Origin of the sequence: Mucilaginibacter sp. L196, from assembly GCF_009765905.1 — a bacterium.
In the GTDB taxonomy this organism is placed as follows: Bacteria; Bacteroidota; Bacteroidia; order Sphingobacteriales; family Sphingobacteriaceae; genus Mucilaginibacter.
The window spans coordinates 568534-587670 of record NZ_LMUO01000015.1 but is presented as its reverse complement, the minus strand read 5'-3'; the positions used below and the strand labels follow the sequence as shown (position 1 = coordinate 587670).

Below are 19137 nucleotides of genomic sequence, written 5' to 3'. Positions count from 1 at the left end.
TATATTATTACTTAATCGATGACCTACTTGTTATTGCATAATATGTTCTGGTAAACGGCATATTGGGTGATATCCGGTAAATTTAATACAGGACGAAAAATACCAGGGTTTAGCTGGCTCTTCTTTCATTAGATCAGTACTTAGATATTTTTTATTACTATCGCTAAGAACAGTAACAACAACCGCATCCGGCCCCAATTCATTGGCTAATTCTACAGCACCTATAACATTGGCACCCGAAGATATACCTACAGCTAAACCTAATTCTTTCGCAAGTTTTTGTGCCATAATTATAGCATCCCCGTCACTTGCCTGGATTACACGATCTAACTCGTCCAGTTTTACTATTGCCGGAATAAACTCATCTGAGATTCCCTGTATACGATGGCTGCCTATTTTATAGCCTGTTGTTAACGTGGGCGATTCGGCAGGTTCCAATGGATGTATCTTGACCTTGGGGTTCATCATTTTCAAATAGCTACCTACCCCCATTACAGTGCCACCGGTGCCCACACCTGCAACAAAAGCATCCGGTATCATGCCGTTTGTCGCAAGTTGCCGCCATATCTCCTTCCCTGTCGTACGTTCATGAGCCTCCGCATTGTAGCGGTTCTCAAATTGCTTGGGAAGAAACACATTTCCGGCCGCTGCCATATTCTTTGACAATTCTATGCTCCCCAAAAAACCACCTTGTTCTTTACCTATTAGGATAACTTCAGCACCCATACTCTCAATAATGTCAATACGCTCTTTACTTAACCAGTTAGGGATAATAATTTTCACTTGGTGATTTAACGCTTTTCCGATTGCGGCAAAGGCAATACCTGTATTTCCGCTTGTAGCCTCTATGATAGTATCGCTTGGTTTAATCATACAGTTTTTATAAGCCTGATACATGATATATAAAGCCATCCTATCCTTTACACTTCCTGTCAGATTATAATGTTCACATTTCACATATATCTTACCAGGCCGCTCATTATATTTATAATGCAGTTCCAGCATAGGTGTATTTCCAACCAAATGCCAAAGGTGTTTAAACCGTTCATCCAGTTCTGGTGATAAACACACTGATTGTTTTCTTTTCGCAAATATCATATCAGTTATTGTTTTTAAATATTATGCTCGTCACGTCGAGTATTATATCTCCAAAGTAAGAAGCGTAATATGCTTCTTACCTAGCCGTGTCATTAGGAATTTTTAATTCCAGATTTGATTAATTTTTGTTTTGCTTGATCCGTTTCCACATCTCAATTTTCCTTATTTTGAGAATTATCTTCTTGCAACTTTTTATTCATTATTTCCTGTTGTTGCAAAAAGTTTTCATATCCTTTTTTTTGCCCAGGAGTTAAAACAGCTTCAATTCTACCTTTTGTAGCGCTCATAAATGGATTAAGAGCATTACTATCTCCACCCACTGAAATAACACTGTCCATCTGAACAATTAAAGTTTTATAGTATCCTGTTATTTTAATTGTTTGAGGATCAGATAATTTCAACAAGGTTTGTAACTGTTTAGCCCTGTCTTCTGGAACGAACATCTTTTGCGCGTGGCTAACGGCTGATATCCCCATCAGTAAACAACATACCGATAATATTTTTTTCATTTTTTTCATTTTAATTTTTTATAAAATTTTTAGTTGTGAATATATTTTTCCATTGCTTCATCTAGCGCAGCACCATGCAGATCAGTAGCTATTACTATTCCAGCCGGATTGATCAAAAAATTACGGGGAAGCCCTGTGACACCGTATTTTGCGGCGGCGGCATTAAATCCCTTTCCGCCTACTTCTCCGTCCATACTTGTGTTCCTGGGATCACTTACCTGGGTCCATACTAGTTTATCTGTTGCGATAGCCTTTAACCAGCGGTCTTTAAATTGGGGCACATCATATGTCGAAACGCTCAGGATAGTAAAATTTTTGTCTTTGTACTTATTGTAAACCTGTATCAAATGAGGGTGACTCGCACGGCAAGGTGCGCACATCGACCCCCAAAAATCAAGAAGCACATACTTGCCTTTAAAATCCGATAGATGTACTGGCTTGCCGTTCACATCATGCTGCAAAAAATCAGGAGCAATATTACCAGCCTCTGGCTTCGGAAGGCCTGTTTTATCAATCTTCACCCGTGTACCTATAGTTTGCTGTGCAATCGCGTTATTCACCATAAAAAGCAGTATAATAACACCACATAATTCAAAAATTCTTTTCATTTTTTTTATCAGTATTAAGGTATATATTTTTCAAGTGCCGCCTCCAATGCCTCGCCATGCAGGTTTTCGGCAATTATTTTACCGCTGGGGTCAATCAAAAAATTAGCAGGGATGGCACGCACACCGTATATTTTTGCCGCGCCATCGTCCCATCCTTTTAAATCAGATACCTGTGTCCAGGGTAGCTGATCTTTTTCAATGGCCTTTATCCATGCTGCTTTGGTTCTTTCATCATCAAGCGAAACGCCTAATATGGTAAAGTTTTTATTTTTATATTTATTGTAAGCCTTCAATACATCCGGGTTTTCGGCCCTGCAGGGCACGCACCACGAGGCCCAAAAATCAATCAATATGTATTTACCGTGAAAATCAGCCAGGTTAACCGGTTTCCCCAACGTATCATTTTGTGTAAATACCGGCGCTTGTGCACCTATTGCGACAGTTTTCTTGTTAGCGATAATGATGGAAGTTGCTTTCCCTGTAGGCGTATCTTTTAAATCGGCAGACAAGGATGAAAACATACGTTCAACTACCGCTATATCCGGACTATTATCTAAATAAGATGATATAACATCCAGACAGAAAAAGGAGTCACTATGCCCATTAATAAATTGCATTATAAGCTTAGTCCTTTCCGGCAAAAGTTTCCTCATACCCTCATCGTAGTGTTTATTTGCTTCGAGCGGGTCCTTGTCATAATTTTTTACCATGGTATCCTGCACTAACTGTTCCTTGGCAGTTACAGGCTCAAGAGCTTTATCGTAGCTTACGACATCGTCATTTAATTGCGAACCGCTTACAACAGCTTTGGATATCCTGTCTTGGCCTTTAACCGTTGTTTCTCCTGCTTCTACCCACAATTCCATGTTGTCCTTTTTGCCACGTTTTCTTACACTTTCAGTGCCATCATGCTGCAAAATTATATGCCCCCTAAAAGGCTCATCCAGTTTTCCTTTGAGTACAAAGCTGCCTTTATTGAGTACGCAGGAATCCCTGATACTTTTATTATCAATGAGATATACTTTTAGCGGAGTATCGTATTTTTCATCAACGGTTCCTTTTATTATATAATTTCCAGAAAACCGATTTTGCTGGTTGGATAAACCGTGTTGTGTTTGCCCTTTACCAGGGGCAAGGTGCGCCTTTAAGGCGTTTAGTTTAGTTGCACCAAACGCAAGCGAACCTATCATTATGGCAGGTATAATTATAAAAGAAGATAATTTCATTATTTTGTTTGTTTTAATAATTTATTTAATGTGGTTTCAAGCGCGGCTCCCTCAATGTCCGTCGCAACAATTTTTCCATGTGGATCAATCAGAAAATTAGCAGGTACAGCACGAACGGCATACAAGCCTGCGGCGTCATTGTTCCAACCTTTTAAATCGCATACTTGTGTCCAGCTAAGTTTATCTGTTTTAATAGCTTTCAGCCAAGCCGCTTTTGAGCTTTTATTATCAAGAGAAACACCTAACATGGTAAAATTGTCACTTTTAAACTTATTGTAAGCTTTTACTACATCGGGGTTTTCTTCGCGGCAGGGTACGCACCAGGAAGCCCAAAAATCAACGAAAACATATTTTCCACGAAATGAACTAAGACTAACTGGCTTACCATTTACATCATTTTGGATAAAGGCCGGGGCCATAGAACCAACTACCACCACATCACGGTTTGCAACAAATAAGCCTATAGTCTTACCGTCCTCGGTATTCTTTACACTCGCTGATAAGCTATCATACATCGATTTAAAGTCGGCATGGCTCACTTTGGTATCGCCTGTCATAGCATTCAACTCCTCCAGACTTAAATATGAATTTGGGTTATCACGTATAAATTTCCTGATAGCCGCGTCCCTCCCATCGGATGCCTTTCTATCGTCATCATTATACTTTTTCTTTGCCGCTTTTTCGCCAGGAGTTTTAAGCGCTTTGCGGTAGGCCGTCATAATCGCCTTACTTTGGTCGGCATAAGGCTGCAAAATGGCGTTCAATTGCTCCTGGTCAACGTTTAATTGGGAATTACTTACAATACTGGTTTTTAAATGATCATCACTTTTTAAGGTTATATCTATTCCCGCTTCCAGCCATAGTTGCCGTCTTTCATCACGCGGGCTATAACCAGGGCCTTGTATCACCAGTGTAGCCGTTTCGGGATTTGATACGCTTCCTTTAAATTCAAAAGCTCCTTTATTAAAAACACATGAATCATTTGTGTAACGGCCTTCGCTATTTATATAGTAAATATGGATAAACAAGGGCGAATCAAACTTTGCGGGCAATTGTCCTTTAAGCGTGAAACTGCCGGTACCAGTTTGTTGTATATCCGCGGTAGTAGCCACGGCGGGTGTTTTATAGTTTACGTTGTGATTTAACCCGGTATTAGGGTTATGGGTTAACAGTCCTGCCGATATGCCTATTAAGGGCAATAATTTTAAAATTTGCATAATGTACCTGGATGTATTGATTTATAAAATTTTAGCTAATGCTTCTTCCAATTCAACCCCACGAAGACTCTTGGCGATTATTTTACCCTGCGGATCTATCAAAAAATTGGTTGGGATGGAATGCACACTATATTTTAACGCTACATCATTATTAAAGGCTTTTAGGTCAGATACATGAATCCAGGGCATACCGTCTTTTTTGATGGCCTGTACCCAGGCGTCTTTTACCTGGTCGAGTGAAATGCTGATAATGATAAAGTTTTTGTCTTTATATTTCTCAAAGGCTTTTACCACGTTCGGGTTTTCGGCACGGCATGGAGAACACCATGAGGCCCAAAAATCAAGCAATACATATTTACCATGAAAAGAGCTAAGAGTTACTGGTTTACCATTAACATCATTTTGTGTAAAATCAGGTGCCAGGAAACCAATCGCGGTATTTTCAGAGGTCTTCAATCCCTTGGCAAATGCTACTCCCATTGGCGAACCTTTAACGTTAGCCGCAAGTGATTGAAAAGTTTCCACCAATTCGGGCAAAGAAGGGTCCCGTAACATGTAATTATTCATTGCATCCAAGCTGACCATACTTTCTGGATGTTCCTTCACAAACTTTGACACGGCCTTGTACAGACGTGCATCGGCCAAAGCCATTTTTTCATTCGCCATTTTTTGGAAAGCCTCTGTTTTTTGCGTTTCTTCAGACGCGTCTGTATTACTCGCATCCGCTAATCCATCAAAGGCAGGTTCTAAAGCTTTTTGCAGTTCAACATCGTCATTATTTAGTTTTTCGCTTGAACCGCTTATGGTAGCACCTACCAAATTCGGGCCGGTTACTTCAGTGGTTCCAGCATCCAGGTAAAACCTCTTCCAATCCGGCATCGCAAACCGTCTTCCTCTTTTTCGAATAAATAATGACGTGTCTTTCGTTGCCACTAACATAATAGAGGGTGTGGTTGGTAGATTCCCTTTAAATTCAAAACTACCATTCTTTACAACAGATGAGTCAATAACACCGTCGGCAGCAGTACTCTTTAAGAGATAAACTTTTGCCTGGGGATCAACATTTTCTAGTTTTCCTTTTAGGATAAATGTACCCTGCTGTGCAAAAAGCACAAAGGGAGTCATTATCATACTGCTTACAATACCGGTTACAATAATCTTTTTCACTTTAATTTATTTTAATAATAATACTTATGCATTTTTAGTAACCCGGATTTTGCTGGTGCGCCATAGCGGGATCATTTGTGATTTGATTTTGTGGAATAGGAAATAGCAGCCTATCTTGATTCAGATTAGGTTTTAGGGCACCCAAAACCGTTAATGCACGGCCCGTACGCTTCAGGTCGAGCCATCGATGACCCCACTCCGTAAATAATTCGCGTAACCTTTCATCTTCAATAGCCAGCAGCATAGTACCTTGCGTTGTTGCAGTGGTGCCTGCAATACCTGCCCTTGTCCTAATAGCATTTACATCCGTGGCTGCGCTGTTTGTTCCGGTAATTTTATTTTGCTCCGCCCTTGCTTCAGCTCTTACCAAATATTGTTCTGCAAGGCGCATCACCATGGAGTATTCTGTAATGGGAGATGTCTGATCGTTCTTATATTTTGTAGGGAAGTAGAGCAAATTACCAGTGCCAGTGCCATCATCTAGCGGAGTTATCCAATAAGTTAAGCGCTGGTCATCAGCACTGAACTTATCAACGGTGGATTGTTGTAATGGGGAGCTAAATGAAGGATCGGGTTCAGGCGAAAAAACTTCGGCATCCTGCGCATTGCTGTTATCAGAGCTCAGCTGCCATATCGCTTCATTGCTATTTTTTAAAAAAACCTGGTTTAAACTTACTAAACTGTACAGGCTGCTATTGGCAATAACTGCACTCGCCTGAATTTCAGCATCGGGCCAATCTTCCATGTATAAATATACTCTCGCTAGTAATGCCGTAGCGGCCCATTTATTTGGCCTTACTCTTTCACCTTTTGAGGCAGAATAATCGGCTGGCAGCGATGCCTGGGCATCCTTCAGGTCAGCCACAATTTGCTGATATACCTGCACCGAAGGTGTTCTTGTGGCATTTGTATTTTGTTGCCATGCAGTGCCAGTTACTAGCGGCACATCACCAAAAAGATTCACCAGGTAGAAATAATCGAATGCCCTGATAAATTTGGCTTCACCGGTAATTTGTTTATTCATAGCTGCACTTATCCCGTTCGGTTTGGCTAAGCCCTCCAGCAAATTATTTGCTGCATAAATATCTGTATACGGAGAGCCCCACAAATAAGGAAGCTCGTAGTCATTAGGCAATATATTATCATCATAAAATGAATAATCACTGCTCAGCAATTCATCAGCACTATAACTTACCACCGCGCTTACACTATAGTAACCACCGCCGGCATAACTGTTGAGCATATCCGAATAAATACCCGAAATTGCAGCAGTGATAGCCGGATCGCTGGCAAATACATCAGCTGAACTCACTTGCGTTACAGGATTACCAACTTCCACTGTTTTCTTGCATGACGGTGCTACAAGCAGCATAACTACTGATATGAAAAATAAAGGGTATTTCTTAAATTGTTTTTTAATTTTCATGACTTTTAATTTTATAGGGTAATTTGTAAACCAGCTGTTATATAGCGTAATGGCGGAAGCGAGGTTCCCTGGGTTTCCGGGTCGAGGCCTAGATATTTGGTAAAGGTTAACACATTCTGCCCCTGCACGTAGATTCTGCAGTTTTTAACATTCAGTTTTTGCAAAAACGGTGACGGTAACCGGTATGAAAATGCTACATTTTTAAGCCGAATGAAAGAAGCATCAGTTACGTTCTCATTAGAGAAGTCATAATAAACAGAAGGCAAATAAGCCGGTCCTCCTATCGTGCCATAGCGTTGGATATTAGTAATATCACCCGGGTTTTGCCATCTCTGTAATACTTGCACCGGTTGGTTTCCGAGAGCACCGGGTTGACCAAAGGCATTCAGAACATTTTTCCCGTTCTGCTTTACAAACTGGAAAAAGAAATCAAACTGAAAATTTTTATAACTTAAAGAGTTACCCAGTCCACCATAAAATTGTTGCCCTATATTTTTAATACTTGAGTAATCATTATTATCGTACTGCCCATCCTTATTCACATCCTGAACTACATATAAACCTGTTTTGGGGTCAACTCCGGTAACCGTATAAGATTTTTGAATAGACAATGGCTGCCCCACAACATACTGATCGGCATAGGACGATCCGGCCAGGTCCGGGAAGGATATAAGTTTATTTTGAGGAATCGTAATATTAAAATTACTTGACCATTTAAAGTCTTTATTCTTAATGTTAACACTAGTTAATTCAATTCCTGTACCGGTATTCTGTACGGTGGCAGGCAGATTGTATTCAATGGATCCAAATCCAGTGGTTGGGGCCAGTGGATAACCTATTAACTGATCTGACGAACGATTACGGTAGTAAGAAATGGTTGCCAGTAAACGGTCTTTCAGAAAGCCTAATTCTATAGCAGCCTCTATCTTTTTGTTCACTTCCCATTGAAAGTCCGGATTATATAACTGGAGAGGTAACAAGCCACGAACCCCTTGATATTGACCTACGATACCATAGTCATTCAGGTACTGGTAATTACCTATCTGGTCGCTGCCAGTAATCCCGTAACTTGCACGCAATTTACCAAAGCTTAAAAAGGGCAAATCTTGTTTAGCAAAATCCTCGCTTGAGAAGATCCAGGCACCACCAACAGCACCAAAGTTGGCAAACTGTTTGTCTGGGCCAAACCTGCTCGATCCATCACGTCGCGCGGTTAAATCCAAGAGGTATTTTTTATTCCAATCATAGGTAATACGACCAAATATTGCGGCGTATTTATAATCAGCATAGTTACGGGTAACGGTAACATCGTTGGATGGTGCCGCCCCGGGATTCTCCATTTGATCTTTACTAATAAAACCAAAAGCATTTGTGGCTAACATATCGGTTACCTGATCCTGCAGCGTTCCGCCAAGTAATAGATGAACGTGATTTTTACCGAACATTTTATCCCAGTTCAGCTGAGGTTCAATAATCCATGAGATATTTGAATTATTACCAAACAAGCTTTTTAATGGTTGTGTAAGGGCCTGTTGGGGATTAACACTTGTGGTATAAATTTCTTTCAGCTCATTTAATATGGTATTAGTATAGCCTAAATTGGTTGATAAGATTAGATTCTTAGCAAACTCGTAGCTTAAATTGCCATTGGCGATTAAATTATAGGTTTTACTTGTATAAGGTGTTTGTGTTGAAGCCAGCGGGTTTTGGAAGGTATTATTCTGCCAGTTAAGGCCACCCGAAGATGTATATAGTGCAGGAGCGTCTGGTGCCAGCGTTAATGCAGCAGACGTTAAATCCGTTCCTATCAAATCAGATAAATTATAAGCATAATTAATACCTATGTTACTTTTAAATTTATTATTGGCTGATCTATTAGTAATATTAATACTAAAAGTTCCACGTTGCGTTGAATTATCTCCCTCAAAAACTGAGGTTTCCCGATGATAACCAGCACCAATCCTGTATTGAGTGAGACTATTTCCACCACTAAGGGTCAGCTGAGCGTCCGTCATTTTGGCTGTTCCGCCAAGCAACTCCTTTTGCCAGTCTGTAGAACGGGTTTGATCCCACGCGCCATTAATATCATAATCCTTGATGCCCGGCTTGGCAATATTATCATTTTTTAATGCTTCGTTACGCATTTCTAGGTATTGACCTAGATTTAGCAGGTCCATTCTTTCGGAAATATCACCTGCCCCGGCATAAACATTGGCATCTACCTGCATCTCTCCGGCTTTACCTTTTTTGGTAGTTATTAAAACCACTCCATTGGCACCCCGGCTACCGTAAATAGAGGTTGCGTCAGCATCCTTCAATATAGTTATTGATTCAATATCCTGTGGATTGATGCTGTTCAATGGGCTGGCTCCATTTGTTGGATACGCTGGTGTCCCGGAATAAGGAGCTAAACCTTGGGTGCTTAATGTAGCTGAATTGTAAGGCACACCATCAATAACATAAAGTGGAAGGTTGCCATTGTTAGTCGCCGTATTGCGTAAGCTGTTTTGCCCTTCAATCTGTATATTATAATTTGAACCGGATATGCCGCTGTTTTGTGTAATATAAACACCGGACATTCTTCCTTCCAAAGCCTGCAACGGATTTAACACGGGTTGTTTGCTGATGTCTGCCGCCGTTATGGTACTCACAGAACCGGTATTCAATCTTGCAGTAGTAGTACCATAAGCAATTATCTGAACGGCATCAAGTTGCGATTCATTAACTACTAGTCTGATTGTCAATCCATCAGAAGCTGATGTAACAGGTATTTCCCTGGTAATATAGCCTACATAAGATATCACAAGGATAGCATCGTCGCCATCAATAGAAATCGAGAATCCGCCCCGCTCATTTGAAGTCGATGCTGTCTTGGAATCCTTAACTTGCACGGTGGCACCACCTAATGGCTGACCATCCTTCGTAAGAATAATGCCGCGAATAACATGCACAGTCTTTATTATTCCTTTAATCTTATCGATTATTGAAGGTTCTTTTTCCTTTATTAGTATGGTTTTTTCATCAAGGCGATAAGTTAATGGCTGATTTTCAAATATTTGGTCGAGTGCGCTTTTTAACGGTGCTGATTTGAAATCAACAGTAACCGGATTAGATTTTCCAATAACCTCATTGCTATACAATAAAGCATAACCTGTTTGCTTTTGTATAACTTTCAAGACTGTTTCAAGTGAAACATTTTTTTCAGTTAAAGTTATATTTTGTGAAAATACATTAGCACTGACATGCATACAGGCTACCAGTAAGAGAACTCCGGTAATTTTCATAATCAATATCCCTTTTCTTAATTGCCTATTTAAAGCAAAGAATTTGGAGTGTTCCTGATCGGTTAACGATGCAGACTGGTGACAGTATCTCCCATTGACAATCTTTTTAGATTGCATAAATTGTTTCATACCTTTGAATTGTTTGGGTGTGACTTTAATTCGAATCGCAAAATTTAGTTAGGTAGTGCCCAAATTGTTTCGGTAAACCGGAACTAAACCGTAGGATGTTACTAGCATCCCTGCGGTTTTTTATTTTAGCGGGCTATTTTGGGGATTGGTAATTTTCTTTCCTTTAAGCGTCTCCTTTCTTTCAATAGTTATTAGGGGGTTTTCTTATTTAGTAACGATTACTGTTTTTCCATCCAGCTTAAAGTTGGTATTCCCGGTTTCCTTAAGCATACGCAACACTGCCGAAATATTGCTGCTTCGTGGAATCAGACCACTATAGTGAACATTATGAAAGTTTCCTTCATATTTAATATCAACGACATACCATCTGGCAAGCTCTTTCATTACTGATCTGACATCCTCATTATCAAACTGAAAATCCCCGTTCTTCCACGCTGTTTCTTCCTCAACATCTACAGGAACAATATTGATCTGGTTATTAGTTAAAATCGTTTGTTGACCCGGATTAATGACTTTATTAATCCCGTCAGCGGAAACTTTAATACGACCTTCTACCAAGGTTGTCTTCACAACCAGCTCATCCTTGTACGCTTTAATATTGAAATGAGTGCCAATGTCTTCGACGAGTTGATCATTGCATAAAACACGAAAAGGCATTTTAGCATTATGAATCACTTCAAAATATGCTTCACCTGTCAGGAGTTCCACCTTACGTTCAGTGCCGGAAAATTTTTCAGGATAACGAACGGTTGTAGCAGCGTTTAACCACATTTTGGTACCGTCAGATAACGTCACATTAAAAGTTCCACCGCGAGGAACTGTTATGGTATCATAAACCACCTTATAATTTTCGGCCTCAGCAATGGCAGCATAACTGATCTCGCCACCAGATTTTTTGTTAACCGAAACGTTACCATGATTAATAATGGTCCCATTTTTAGCATTGTCCAATATAATTTCCTTGCCTTGCGTTTTCAGCGTTGCTTTGTTACTTCCGGGGCCTACATCAACTATTTTGTTTTCGGAAGTTGACTGAATGGAATGATTTTTATGCACAACGAAATAAGCACCTAGCGAAATAAATAAGATGATGGATGCTGCGGCGGCAACGCGTGGCCACAATCTGTGGACTTTTCCAGTTTTGGATCCGGTGTGTTGTTGAATATAATTGAGCATTTCTGCTTTTAGCAGATCTTCTTCATCATCGGTTTCCGCTATCCACTCAGTATTCTCGTTATTTTGATTATTGTACCAGTCCGATAATAATTTGCGTTCCTTTATGGAAGCTGTATTATTCAGATATTTTTTAACCAGGTCTTGTAATTTTTCTACTTGCATAACACCTAATTTGGAAATATATAATGAAGTACCGTAGGGCTATGCCTTACACCTGCTCTATGTTAAGAAAAACTTAATTTAATATAAATAACGTTTATTATGCCCAACATCTACCTCATCTAGTGTCACACTTGGCCATTTCCTATAGTTAGAAACTTTTATTTAAACGAATTTTAAAAGCTTGCAACAGGCTGGCTTCGCACTCAAGTAATCTAAATGATTTAAACTTTTGCGACCTAAATTTCGACGATGAATATAAATTCATTCAAATTGATTCGTAATGCAGAAATAACTGAAATTACAAGTGCCCTCGTCTCTTAAGCGGGGCACTTGTATTTAATTAACATGTAGTTGGTATCAAGTCAAACTACTAACTGATATAAAGAACGAAGAGTATTTAAGGTCCGCTTTCCAAAATGAAAAGCTTGTTTGCTTTAAATGACGTTTGCTTTAATTAATCGCCGGCATCAAAACCAGCCTGATGTAATTATTTCCACTCAAATATTTACCAGCCATTATTTTAATATCGTCGGGCTTGACAGCGTCCAATAAACTGTTATAATTTTTCACCTCATTCAGGTCCTGCCCGTTTTGTAATTGTCCGTTCAGGTAGCCTAGCCAAAAACCATTGGTTTTTAATTGCGGTTCAAAGCTTGTTTTATCTTCAGCACGCCATTTACCAATATTTTCCGGCAGAGGGCCGTCGGTTTTTAACTTGCTGATCTCATCCAGCGTGGAGGCTATCAGCCTTTCTACATTCTGCGGCGCGCAGCCGAAGTGGATCAGGAAGCTGTAACGCTGCTGCGGCTGTAGCGAGGTGTTTTCCTGTACGCCCGGGCTATATACCCCGCTTTCATCCTCGCGTAAACGTTGTAGGAGGCGTATCTCCAGTACTTCTTTCATCGCGTCCATCTTCGTATTATTCTCCGGGCTATAATCGTATTGGCCTGCATATACCAGGTAAACGGTAGCCTTAGGCTCACTACCTTTGTAAACTGTTTTTTCAATTTTACCGGTTGGCGGATGAATGTTGAGGTCTTTTGCTTCTTCGTGGATGCCAGTCACCGGCAGTGCTCCCAGGTATTTTTCAAGTAAAGGCTTGATAGTATTCATATCTATACTGCCAACAAAGGTGAAGGTAAAGTTGCTTGCATCTGCAAAGCGTTCTTTATATATCTGATAGGCCCTGTCGGGGTTAATCTGATCTAATTTTTGCAGGGTCGGCCCGGTCCTGCGGACATTGTAGCTTCCTAAAACAGCGCTTACCGTATCGCTGAATACACTACTAGGGTCACTTGCCCTGTTAGCCATACCAGCCTTGGACCGCGCTATCATGCCCTTAAATATTGCGGTATCTTCCCTGGGTTCGGTAAAGTAGGCATAGATCATTTGCATTGCTGTTTCCAGGTCTTTTGGCGTTGAACCGCCATTAACACCCTGGAACTGTTCGGCGATGTAAGGTCTCACGCTTAGTTGTTTGTCCTCCAGATATTTGCTTAATTCGCCTGTGTTATAATTACCAACACCGCCTGCGGAAACAATACCCGCCGCATTGGTTGCCGATTGATAATCTGCATCACTATATAATGAAGTGCCGCCGGCTGCAAATGAGCTAAAAATAATCTGGTCGTTTTTAAAGTCGGTAGGTTTCAATAATACCTTTACCCCGTTACTTAAAGTTATCGTAGTAATATTAAGTTCCTTGTTCAGCTCTTCGCTTTTAATTTTACCGGCAGCAGGCATCGCGCTTAACAATGGTTTGGAACTTACATCATCTTTATAAGGGGTAAGTGCTTCCGCTTCTACCGCTTTAATCCAGCTGTTTACTGTCGCTTCATCCGGCAGGCTGCCTCTATCTTTTTGAGGTGCCAGGATCAATATATCACGGTTGGTATTGATGATATAGTTTGCTGCAAGATTGTTGACATCTTTTAAAGTGATGTTAGGCAGATCTTCTTTTGTTAACTGATATTCCATTTCAATCCCTGGTGCCGCTGTATTAGTCAGGAAATAGGCCTGGTATTCCTTTACATAGCTACTGGAATTGGTTTTGCTTTTTTCTTTAATGGCGCTTTCCATTCCATTCATATAAGCCGTTTTAGCTCTTTCCAGTTCTGTTGAAGTAAAGCCGAATCGTTTCAACCTTTCTGTTTCACGCCAAACGGCTTTTAAACCTTTTTCTAGTTCGCCTGGTTTGGCCCGTACGCTGACATCATAAGCATCCAGACCACCCATAAAACCGGATATCCCTGCACTGCCTGATACAAACGGCGGATCAGATTTTCTTAATAATTCTGCATAGCGCCCGCTCAACATCTGGTCAAAAAGGCCGTGTACCAATGCAATGCGGTAATCCGCAGCTATTTTTAATTCGGGTGCCTTATGCTTGATCAGAATTTCAGCTTCCGTTGTGGTCATTTCTTTATCGGTTACCGCTATAAACTGGTTTTTGCCGGTTAGCGGTACGGTGTATTTGGTACGTACTCTTTCATGTACCGGGTTTTTCAGATCGGCAAACTGTTGTTTTATGGCTGCTTCTATCTGATCGACATTAATATCGCCTACTACAATTATAGCTTGCAGGTCCGGACGATACCAGTCATTGTAAAACCGAGCGATGGTAGGTCTTTTAAAGTTATCGAGTACAGTATCCAGCCCAATAGGGATTCGTACCGTATAACGCGAGTTGTTCAGGATCACCGGCCAGTATTGCCTTTGCATCCTTTCGCCTGCCCCTTTGCCCAGGCGTTTTTCTTCCAGCACTACGCCGCGTTCCTTGTCAATCTCTCCGGAATCGAGCAATGCCTCATGCGCCCAGTCGCGCATTATCTCAAGGCCCCCCTTTAACAGCTCGGGCTTGTCTGACGGGATAGGCAGCTCGTATACCGTTTCATCAAAGCTGGTATAGGCGTTGATATCCGCTCCGAAGCGTACTCCTGCTTTTTGCAGGTAATTCACCAGCTCATTATGCGGAAAGTGTTTGGTACCGTTAAAGCTCATGTGCTCCATAAAGTGTGCCAGGCCCCGCTGGTCTTCGTCTTCCAATACAGAGCCAGCTTTATTCACCAGGTACATCATGACCCTATTCTTTGGCTCTTCATTGTGCCTGATATAATAAGTGAAGCCGTTAGCCAGTTTGCCCGTGCGGACCGCCGGGTCTAATGGTAAAATAGTTTGAGCCTGGCTGGTACTGACAGCACCGGCAACAAGGCTATAAATAAAAAGAAGTTTAATTTTCATGTTATTTTTGTTAATTGAACAGCGCAGCTAACTTTTTATTTAATTCATCGCCACGCAGGTTTTTGCCTATGATCTTCCCGGTTGGGTCAAGCAGGTAATTTTGGGGGATAGATTTGATGCCATATAATTTAGCAACATCATTATCCCAGAATTTAAGGTCTGATACTTGTGTCCACACCAAACCATCAGCTTTGATAGCGGCCAGCCAGTCGTCTTTCTTACCCGGGCGGTCTAAGGACACGCCCAGAATGGTGAAGTTTTTATCTTTATACTGATTGTAGGCCTTTACCACATTTGGGTTTTCGCCGCGGCAGGGGCCGCACCAGGAAGCCCAAAAATCTATTAATACGTATGAGCCGCGGAAACTTGCCAGCGAAACAGGTTTATCATTAATATCCTTTTGAATAAACAGCGGAGCCTGGGCACCTATTGAAGTAGCCTTAGCAATTTCTAAAGATTTTGCGAAAGCTAACCCAGCAACACTGTTACGGATGTTAGTTGACAAGCTTTTATAAAGTGGCTCAATCGTTGGAACGTCGATATCGCGGCCAGCTATATCCTTTGTCGCCAGAAGACTAATGTAGGAATCAGGATTTTCTTTGATGTATTGCATTTGGATGATTTTTTCCTCCGCACGTGCCTTGTCATATCTGGCCTGCAGACCATCCTTAAATGACTGATCTTCTTGCTGATTTACAGGTGCCGCCCTGTATTCGACATTTAAATTATCCATTGCTTTTTCCGATGAAGCAATTAACGCTTCATAGTTCTTGTTTTCGTCATTCAGCTTTGAGTCTGAAATTACCGCAGTTTTCACAGAGTCTATGGATGTCAGATTTATTTCGCCTTTTTCAATATATAGCACTAACCTATCTATATTCAAACCTAGCTTCGCCATTCCCACGTTTTCATGATCCAACACCAATTCAGCCCTCACCGGATCTGTTATTAGTCCTTTGAACTGGAAAACACCATTTTCAACGGTTACGGTGTCATTAATTTCTTTACCAGATGTTACATAGTATAGGTGAGCTTTTGCAGGTGCTGCAACAGAACCAATTTTAGCTTTCAAGGTAAAATTGCTGCTTTGTGCCCATACCGCTGTCGGTACTAAACCCAAAGCCAATAGAATCATTCTTTTCATATATTTTTTACTTGGTTTAATTATGTTATGTTGATAGGATCGTTGTTTTAATAGCTAATTGGCTGCTGATCTAATAATTTCCAGTATTCCTTCGTTTTCTATAATCATCATCCCATGGCGATCGCTAGAGATGCCAGGCTGAAGCTTATAAGTGTAAGTAGGGATGGTACCGTTCATAATGGTAGGCAGATAAAGTGATTGGATGTTGGTTTGTTGTTTTAACACTTCTCCTGCTTCTATGATATGTGTGGAAATGATGAACAAACAATTTCGGTATTCGCTGAATGCGGCCGTTACCGCCAGTGTAGCGTCATAGGCATCCTTTACATTGGTGCCCTTGAACAGTTCGTCGAAGATGATCACCAGGTCCTTTCCCTTGCTTACTTCTTCAGCTACCTTTTTTACTCTTAATACTTCCGCGTAAAAATGACTGTAACCCATATCCAGGTTATCCGGCACATTGATAGAGGAATAAATACCCTCTTTTACTGAAAACTCCATATGGCTTGCAGCAACCGGGAAACCCATATGGGCCAGGTATATGTTGATGCCAAAGGCTTTCATAAAAGTTGACTTGCCCGCCATGTTTGCCCCAGTTAAAAAGATCATATTGCTGTCCTGGTGAAAGGATACCGGGTTGGCTACCGCTTTATCGATGTTGGGGTGTTTTAGGTCTGTAGCATTTAAGTAATTGGCTTTTTGGGGCAAAGCCTGCGCATAGCTGAAGCCTCTTTGTTGTGCAAGGTTGGCTACCGCTATATATACATCCAGTTGGTAAAAGGTTTCCATTACTGTTTGTAAGGCTTCGCGCATCGCATGCCTTAGCAGGTGATCGTATTGGGCGGTCTTTTGCAAGTCATATTGAATGGCACTTGTTTTTTCTGCTGTAAGCCATTCCAGCTTGGGGTCATTAAGTATATTTTTTACTGTTAACAGCTCATCGTAAAAAGGATGATCTTGTTGGTGCTGTTTTTCTTTTTCACCTTCTTCAAGTTGGCTGATAAATGTTTTGCAATGATTTAGTACGGCTATTGTTTGCTGTAAGCTGCTTTGAATTTTAGGATATTCTTCATCCCTCACTATGGTGGCCAATAGTTTTTTCTTTGCAAGGGTGAGGAATATCACCACGTAATTTTTCCCGCTGCTACCGCTAAGGTAGTTTTCCATTGCACTGAACTGTTCATTGTTGAACGGAAAGGTGCTTTGCTTATCTTGAAAGTATTTAAAGATCTCGCTTCGCTTATTGATGCCTTCGGAATCCACAAGCGGGGTTTGAAACATCGTTTGGAGCAGCTGTTCCCCTCCATCTGTTTTTACTTTGTTAAACAGGCTAAAGATGGAGTGCTGTTTATACTTGCCCAGGAGATTCAGGTCTTCCAGTGTTTGTTTATCAGCTATAAAACTCATTGGTTGATTTCCTTTCCTTTTTTTAACAATTCCAGTATGCCTTCGTTGTTAATGATGATCATCCCATGCCGGTCGTCGGTGATGCCGGTCTCAAGCGTGTAGGTGTATTCAGGAATGGTGTCTTTCATCCGGGTAGGCAGGTATTTAAAGCTGATATTGGCGCAGCGTTCCTTAAGTATGTCCCCTGCTTCAATAATGTGCGTGGAGATCACAAATACACTGTTACGCTTTATGGCAAATGCCGAGGTGATAGCTATCGTAGCTTCATAGGCATCCTTTACATTGGTGCCCCGGAACAGTTCATCAAATATTACAAAGATGTTACTGCCTGTGCTTAACTCTTTAGCGACCTTTTTTATCCGCAGTACTTCTGCATAAAAGTGACTGGCGCCTATTCCCAGGTTATCCGGCAGATTGATAGTCGTATAAATCCCGTCCAATACCGAAAACTCCATCTCCATAGCTGCTACCGGGAACCCCATATGTGCCAGGTACATCGCTATACCAAGTGATTTCATAAATGTGGATTTACCTGCCATATTAGCCCCAGTTAAAAAAACCACGTTGCTGTTAGGGCTGATGTGAATAGTATTGGGTACCGCGTTCTTTAACTGTGGGTGGTAAAATCCTTTTATCTTAATTACATGCTCTTCTTTGGACAAGGCCTTTGGGAAGATATAGCTATGTTCGGTGGCTACTTTGGCTACGGTTATGTATACATCCAATTGGTAAATATACCTCAGTAATTGCTGTACCGTTTCCCGGTAGCGAAACCTTAACATTAAATCAAAAGCAGATAACTTCTCATAATGTAGCTTATTCTTCGGGTTTTCCTTTAGTAGCAAACTAATAGGTTCCGTGTTTAAGAGCTTGTATATCTCTGTCGTTTCCTCGTCTCTTTTTAAGGGGCTGCCTGCTAATAATAGGGTATTGTTTAACAGGCTATTCAACTGCTGAATGATCTCTATCAATGCGCTTATCCCGTTAACAATCTGCTTATAGTCCGCGTTTGATGCGACCAGGCTAGTCAGCATTTTTTCCAGCGATGGTTTTTCTGCCAGCAACTTCGTCCTTTCGTCCGTATTCGCCAAATATTGCTCGGCCTGATCGAACAGCTCCGAACTGAATGGGAACACGGCTTTTACCGTTTTCAGGTATCTGATTTTCTCAATGCGCGCATTGATCGCTTCCGCATCCGATAACGGGTAGCGGAACAGCTCTTCCAGTAGCTTACAGCCGTTGAGCGTAGCCGTACGGTTGAACAGGGAAAGGATAGAATCCGCTCCCTGTTTACCGTAGATATTCAAATCTTCCTGCGTTTGCTTGTCTGTCGTAAATAACATA

General features: G+C 41.1%; 13 protein-coding genes. All 13 read right to left on the bottom strand.

All coding sequences use genetic code 11. The features are described from left to right. Window positions 1-30 precede the first annotated feature (30 nt). On the bottom strand, window positions 31-1098 hold the full coding sequence (locus tag GSQ74_RS13535; protein ID WP_158994128.1) for a PLP-dependent cysteine synthase family protein: 1068 nt from the start codon (window positions 1096-1098) through the stop codon (window positions 31-33). A 152-nt stretch (window positions 1099-1250) separates the two neighbouring features. Beyond that, window positions 1251-1607 carry a hypothetical protein gene (locus GSQ74_RS13530; RefSeq protein WP_216846738.1) on the bottom strand — a complete coding sequence of 119 codons (357 nt, stop codon included), beginning with the start codon at window positions 1605-1607 and terminating at the stop codon, window positions 1251-1253. 29 nt (window positions 1608-1636) lie between these two features. Next, window positions 1637-2215 carry a peroxiredoxin gene (locus GSQ74_RS13525; RefSeq protein WP_158994124.1) on the bottom strand — a complete coding sequence of 193 codons (579 nt, stop codon included), beginning with the start codon at window positions 2213-2215 and terminating at the stop codon, window positions 1637-1639. 14 nt (window positions 2216-2229) lie between these two features. Next, window positions 2230-3441, bottom strand: coding sequence for a TlpA disulfide reductase family protein (locus GSQ74_RS13520; RefSeq protein ID WP_254060882.1), 1212 nt, complete (start codon window positions 3439-3441; stop codon window positions 2230-2232). Continuing rightward, window positions 3441-4658, bottom strand: a complete 1218-nt coding sequence (locus GSQ74_RS13515; protein ID WP_158994122.1) for a TlpA disulfide reductase family protein — start codon at window positions 4656-4658, stop codon at window positions 3441-3443. Before GSQ74_RS13515 ends, GSQ74_RS13520 begins: the two co-directional genes overlap by 1 nt. A 21-nt stretch (window positions 4659-4679) precedes the next feature. Then, window positions 4680-5825: a TlpA disulfide reductase family protein gene (locus tag GSQ74_RS13510; RefSeq protein ID WP_158994120.1), complete on the bottom strand. Its 1146-nt coding sequence runs from the start codon at window positions 5823-5825 to the stop codon at window positions 4680-4682. Between the two features lie 34 nt (window positions 5826-5859). Continuing rightward, window positions 5860-7251 carry a RagB/SusD family nutrient uptake outer membrane protein gene (locus GSQ74_RS13505; protein ID WP_158994118.1) on the bottom strand — a complete coding sequence of 464 codons (1392 nt, stop codon included), beginning with the start codon at window positions 7249-7251 and terminating at the stop codon, window positions 5860-5862. An 11-nt stretch (window positions 7252-7262) separates the two neighbouring features. Continuing rightward, the gene (locus GSQ74_RS13500) at window positions 7263-10664 is read right to left on the bottom strand and encodes a SusC/RagA family TonB-linked outer membrane protein (RefSeq protein ID WP_158994116.1); all 3402 of its coding nucleotides are present in this window, start codon (window positions 10662-10664) and stop codon (window positions 7263-7265) included. A gap of 204 nt (window positions 10665-10868) precedes the next feature. Beyond that, window positions 10869-12002, bottom strand: a complete 1134-nt coding sequence (locus tag GSQ74_RS13495) for a FecR family protein (protein ID WP_158994114.1) — start codon at window positions 12000-12002, stop codon at window positions 10869-10871. A gap of 450 nt (window positions 12003-12452) precedes the next feature. Continuing rightward, a complete protein-coding gene (locus GSQ74_RS13490; RefSeq protein ID WP_158994112.1) occupies window positions 12453-15242 on the bottom strand; it encodes a pitrilysin family protein in 2790 nt (929 codons plus the stop codon). Window positions 15243-15252: 10 nt separating this feature from the next. Then, on the bottom strand, window positions 15253-16386 hold the full coding sequence (locus GSQ74_RS13485; protein WP_158994110.1) for a TlpA disulfide reductase family protein: 1134 nt from the start codon (window positions 16384-16386) through the stop codon (window positions 15253-15255). Between the two features lie 54 nt (window positions 16387-16440). Next, window positions 16441-17793, bottom strand: coding sequence for a DNA mismatch repair protein (locus GSQ74_RS13480; RefSeq protein ID WP_158994108.1), 1353 nt, complete (start codon window positions 17791-17793; stop codon window positions 16441-16443). After that, window positions 17790-19136 carry an adenylyl-sulfate kinase gene (locus GSQ74_RS13475; RefSeq protein ID WP_158994106.1) on the bottom strand — a complete coding sequence of 449 codons (1347 nt, stop codon included), beginning with the start codon at window positions 19134-19136 and terminating at the stop codon, window positions 17790-17792. Before GSQ74_RS13475 ends, GSQ74_RS13480 begins: the two co-directional genes overlap by 4 nt. Window position 19137 lies beyond the last annotated feature (1 nt).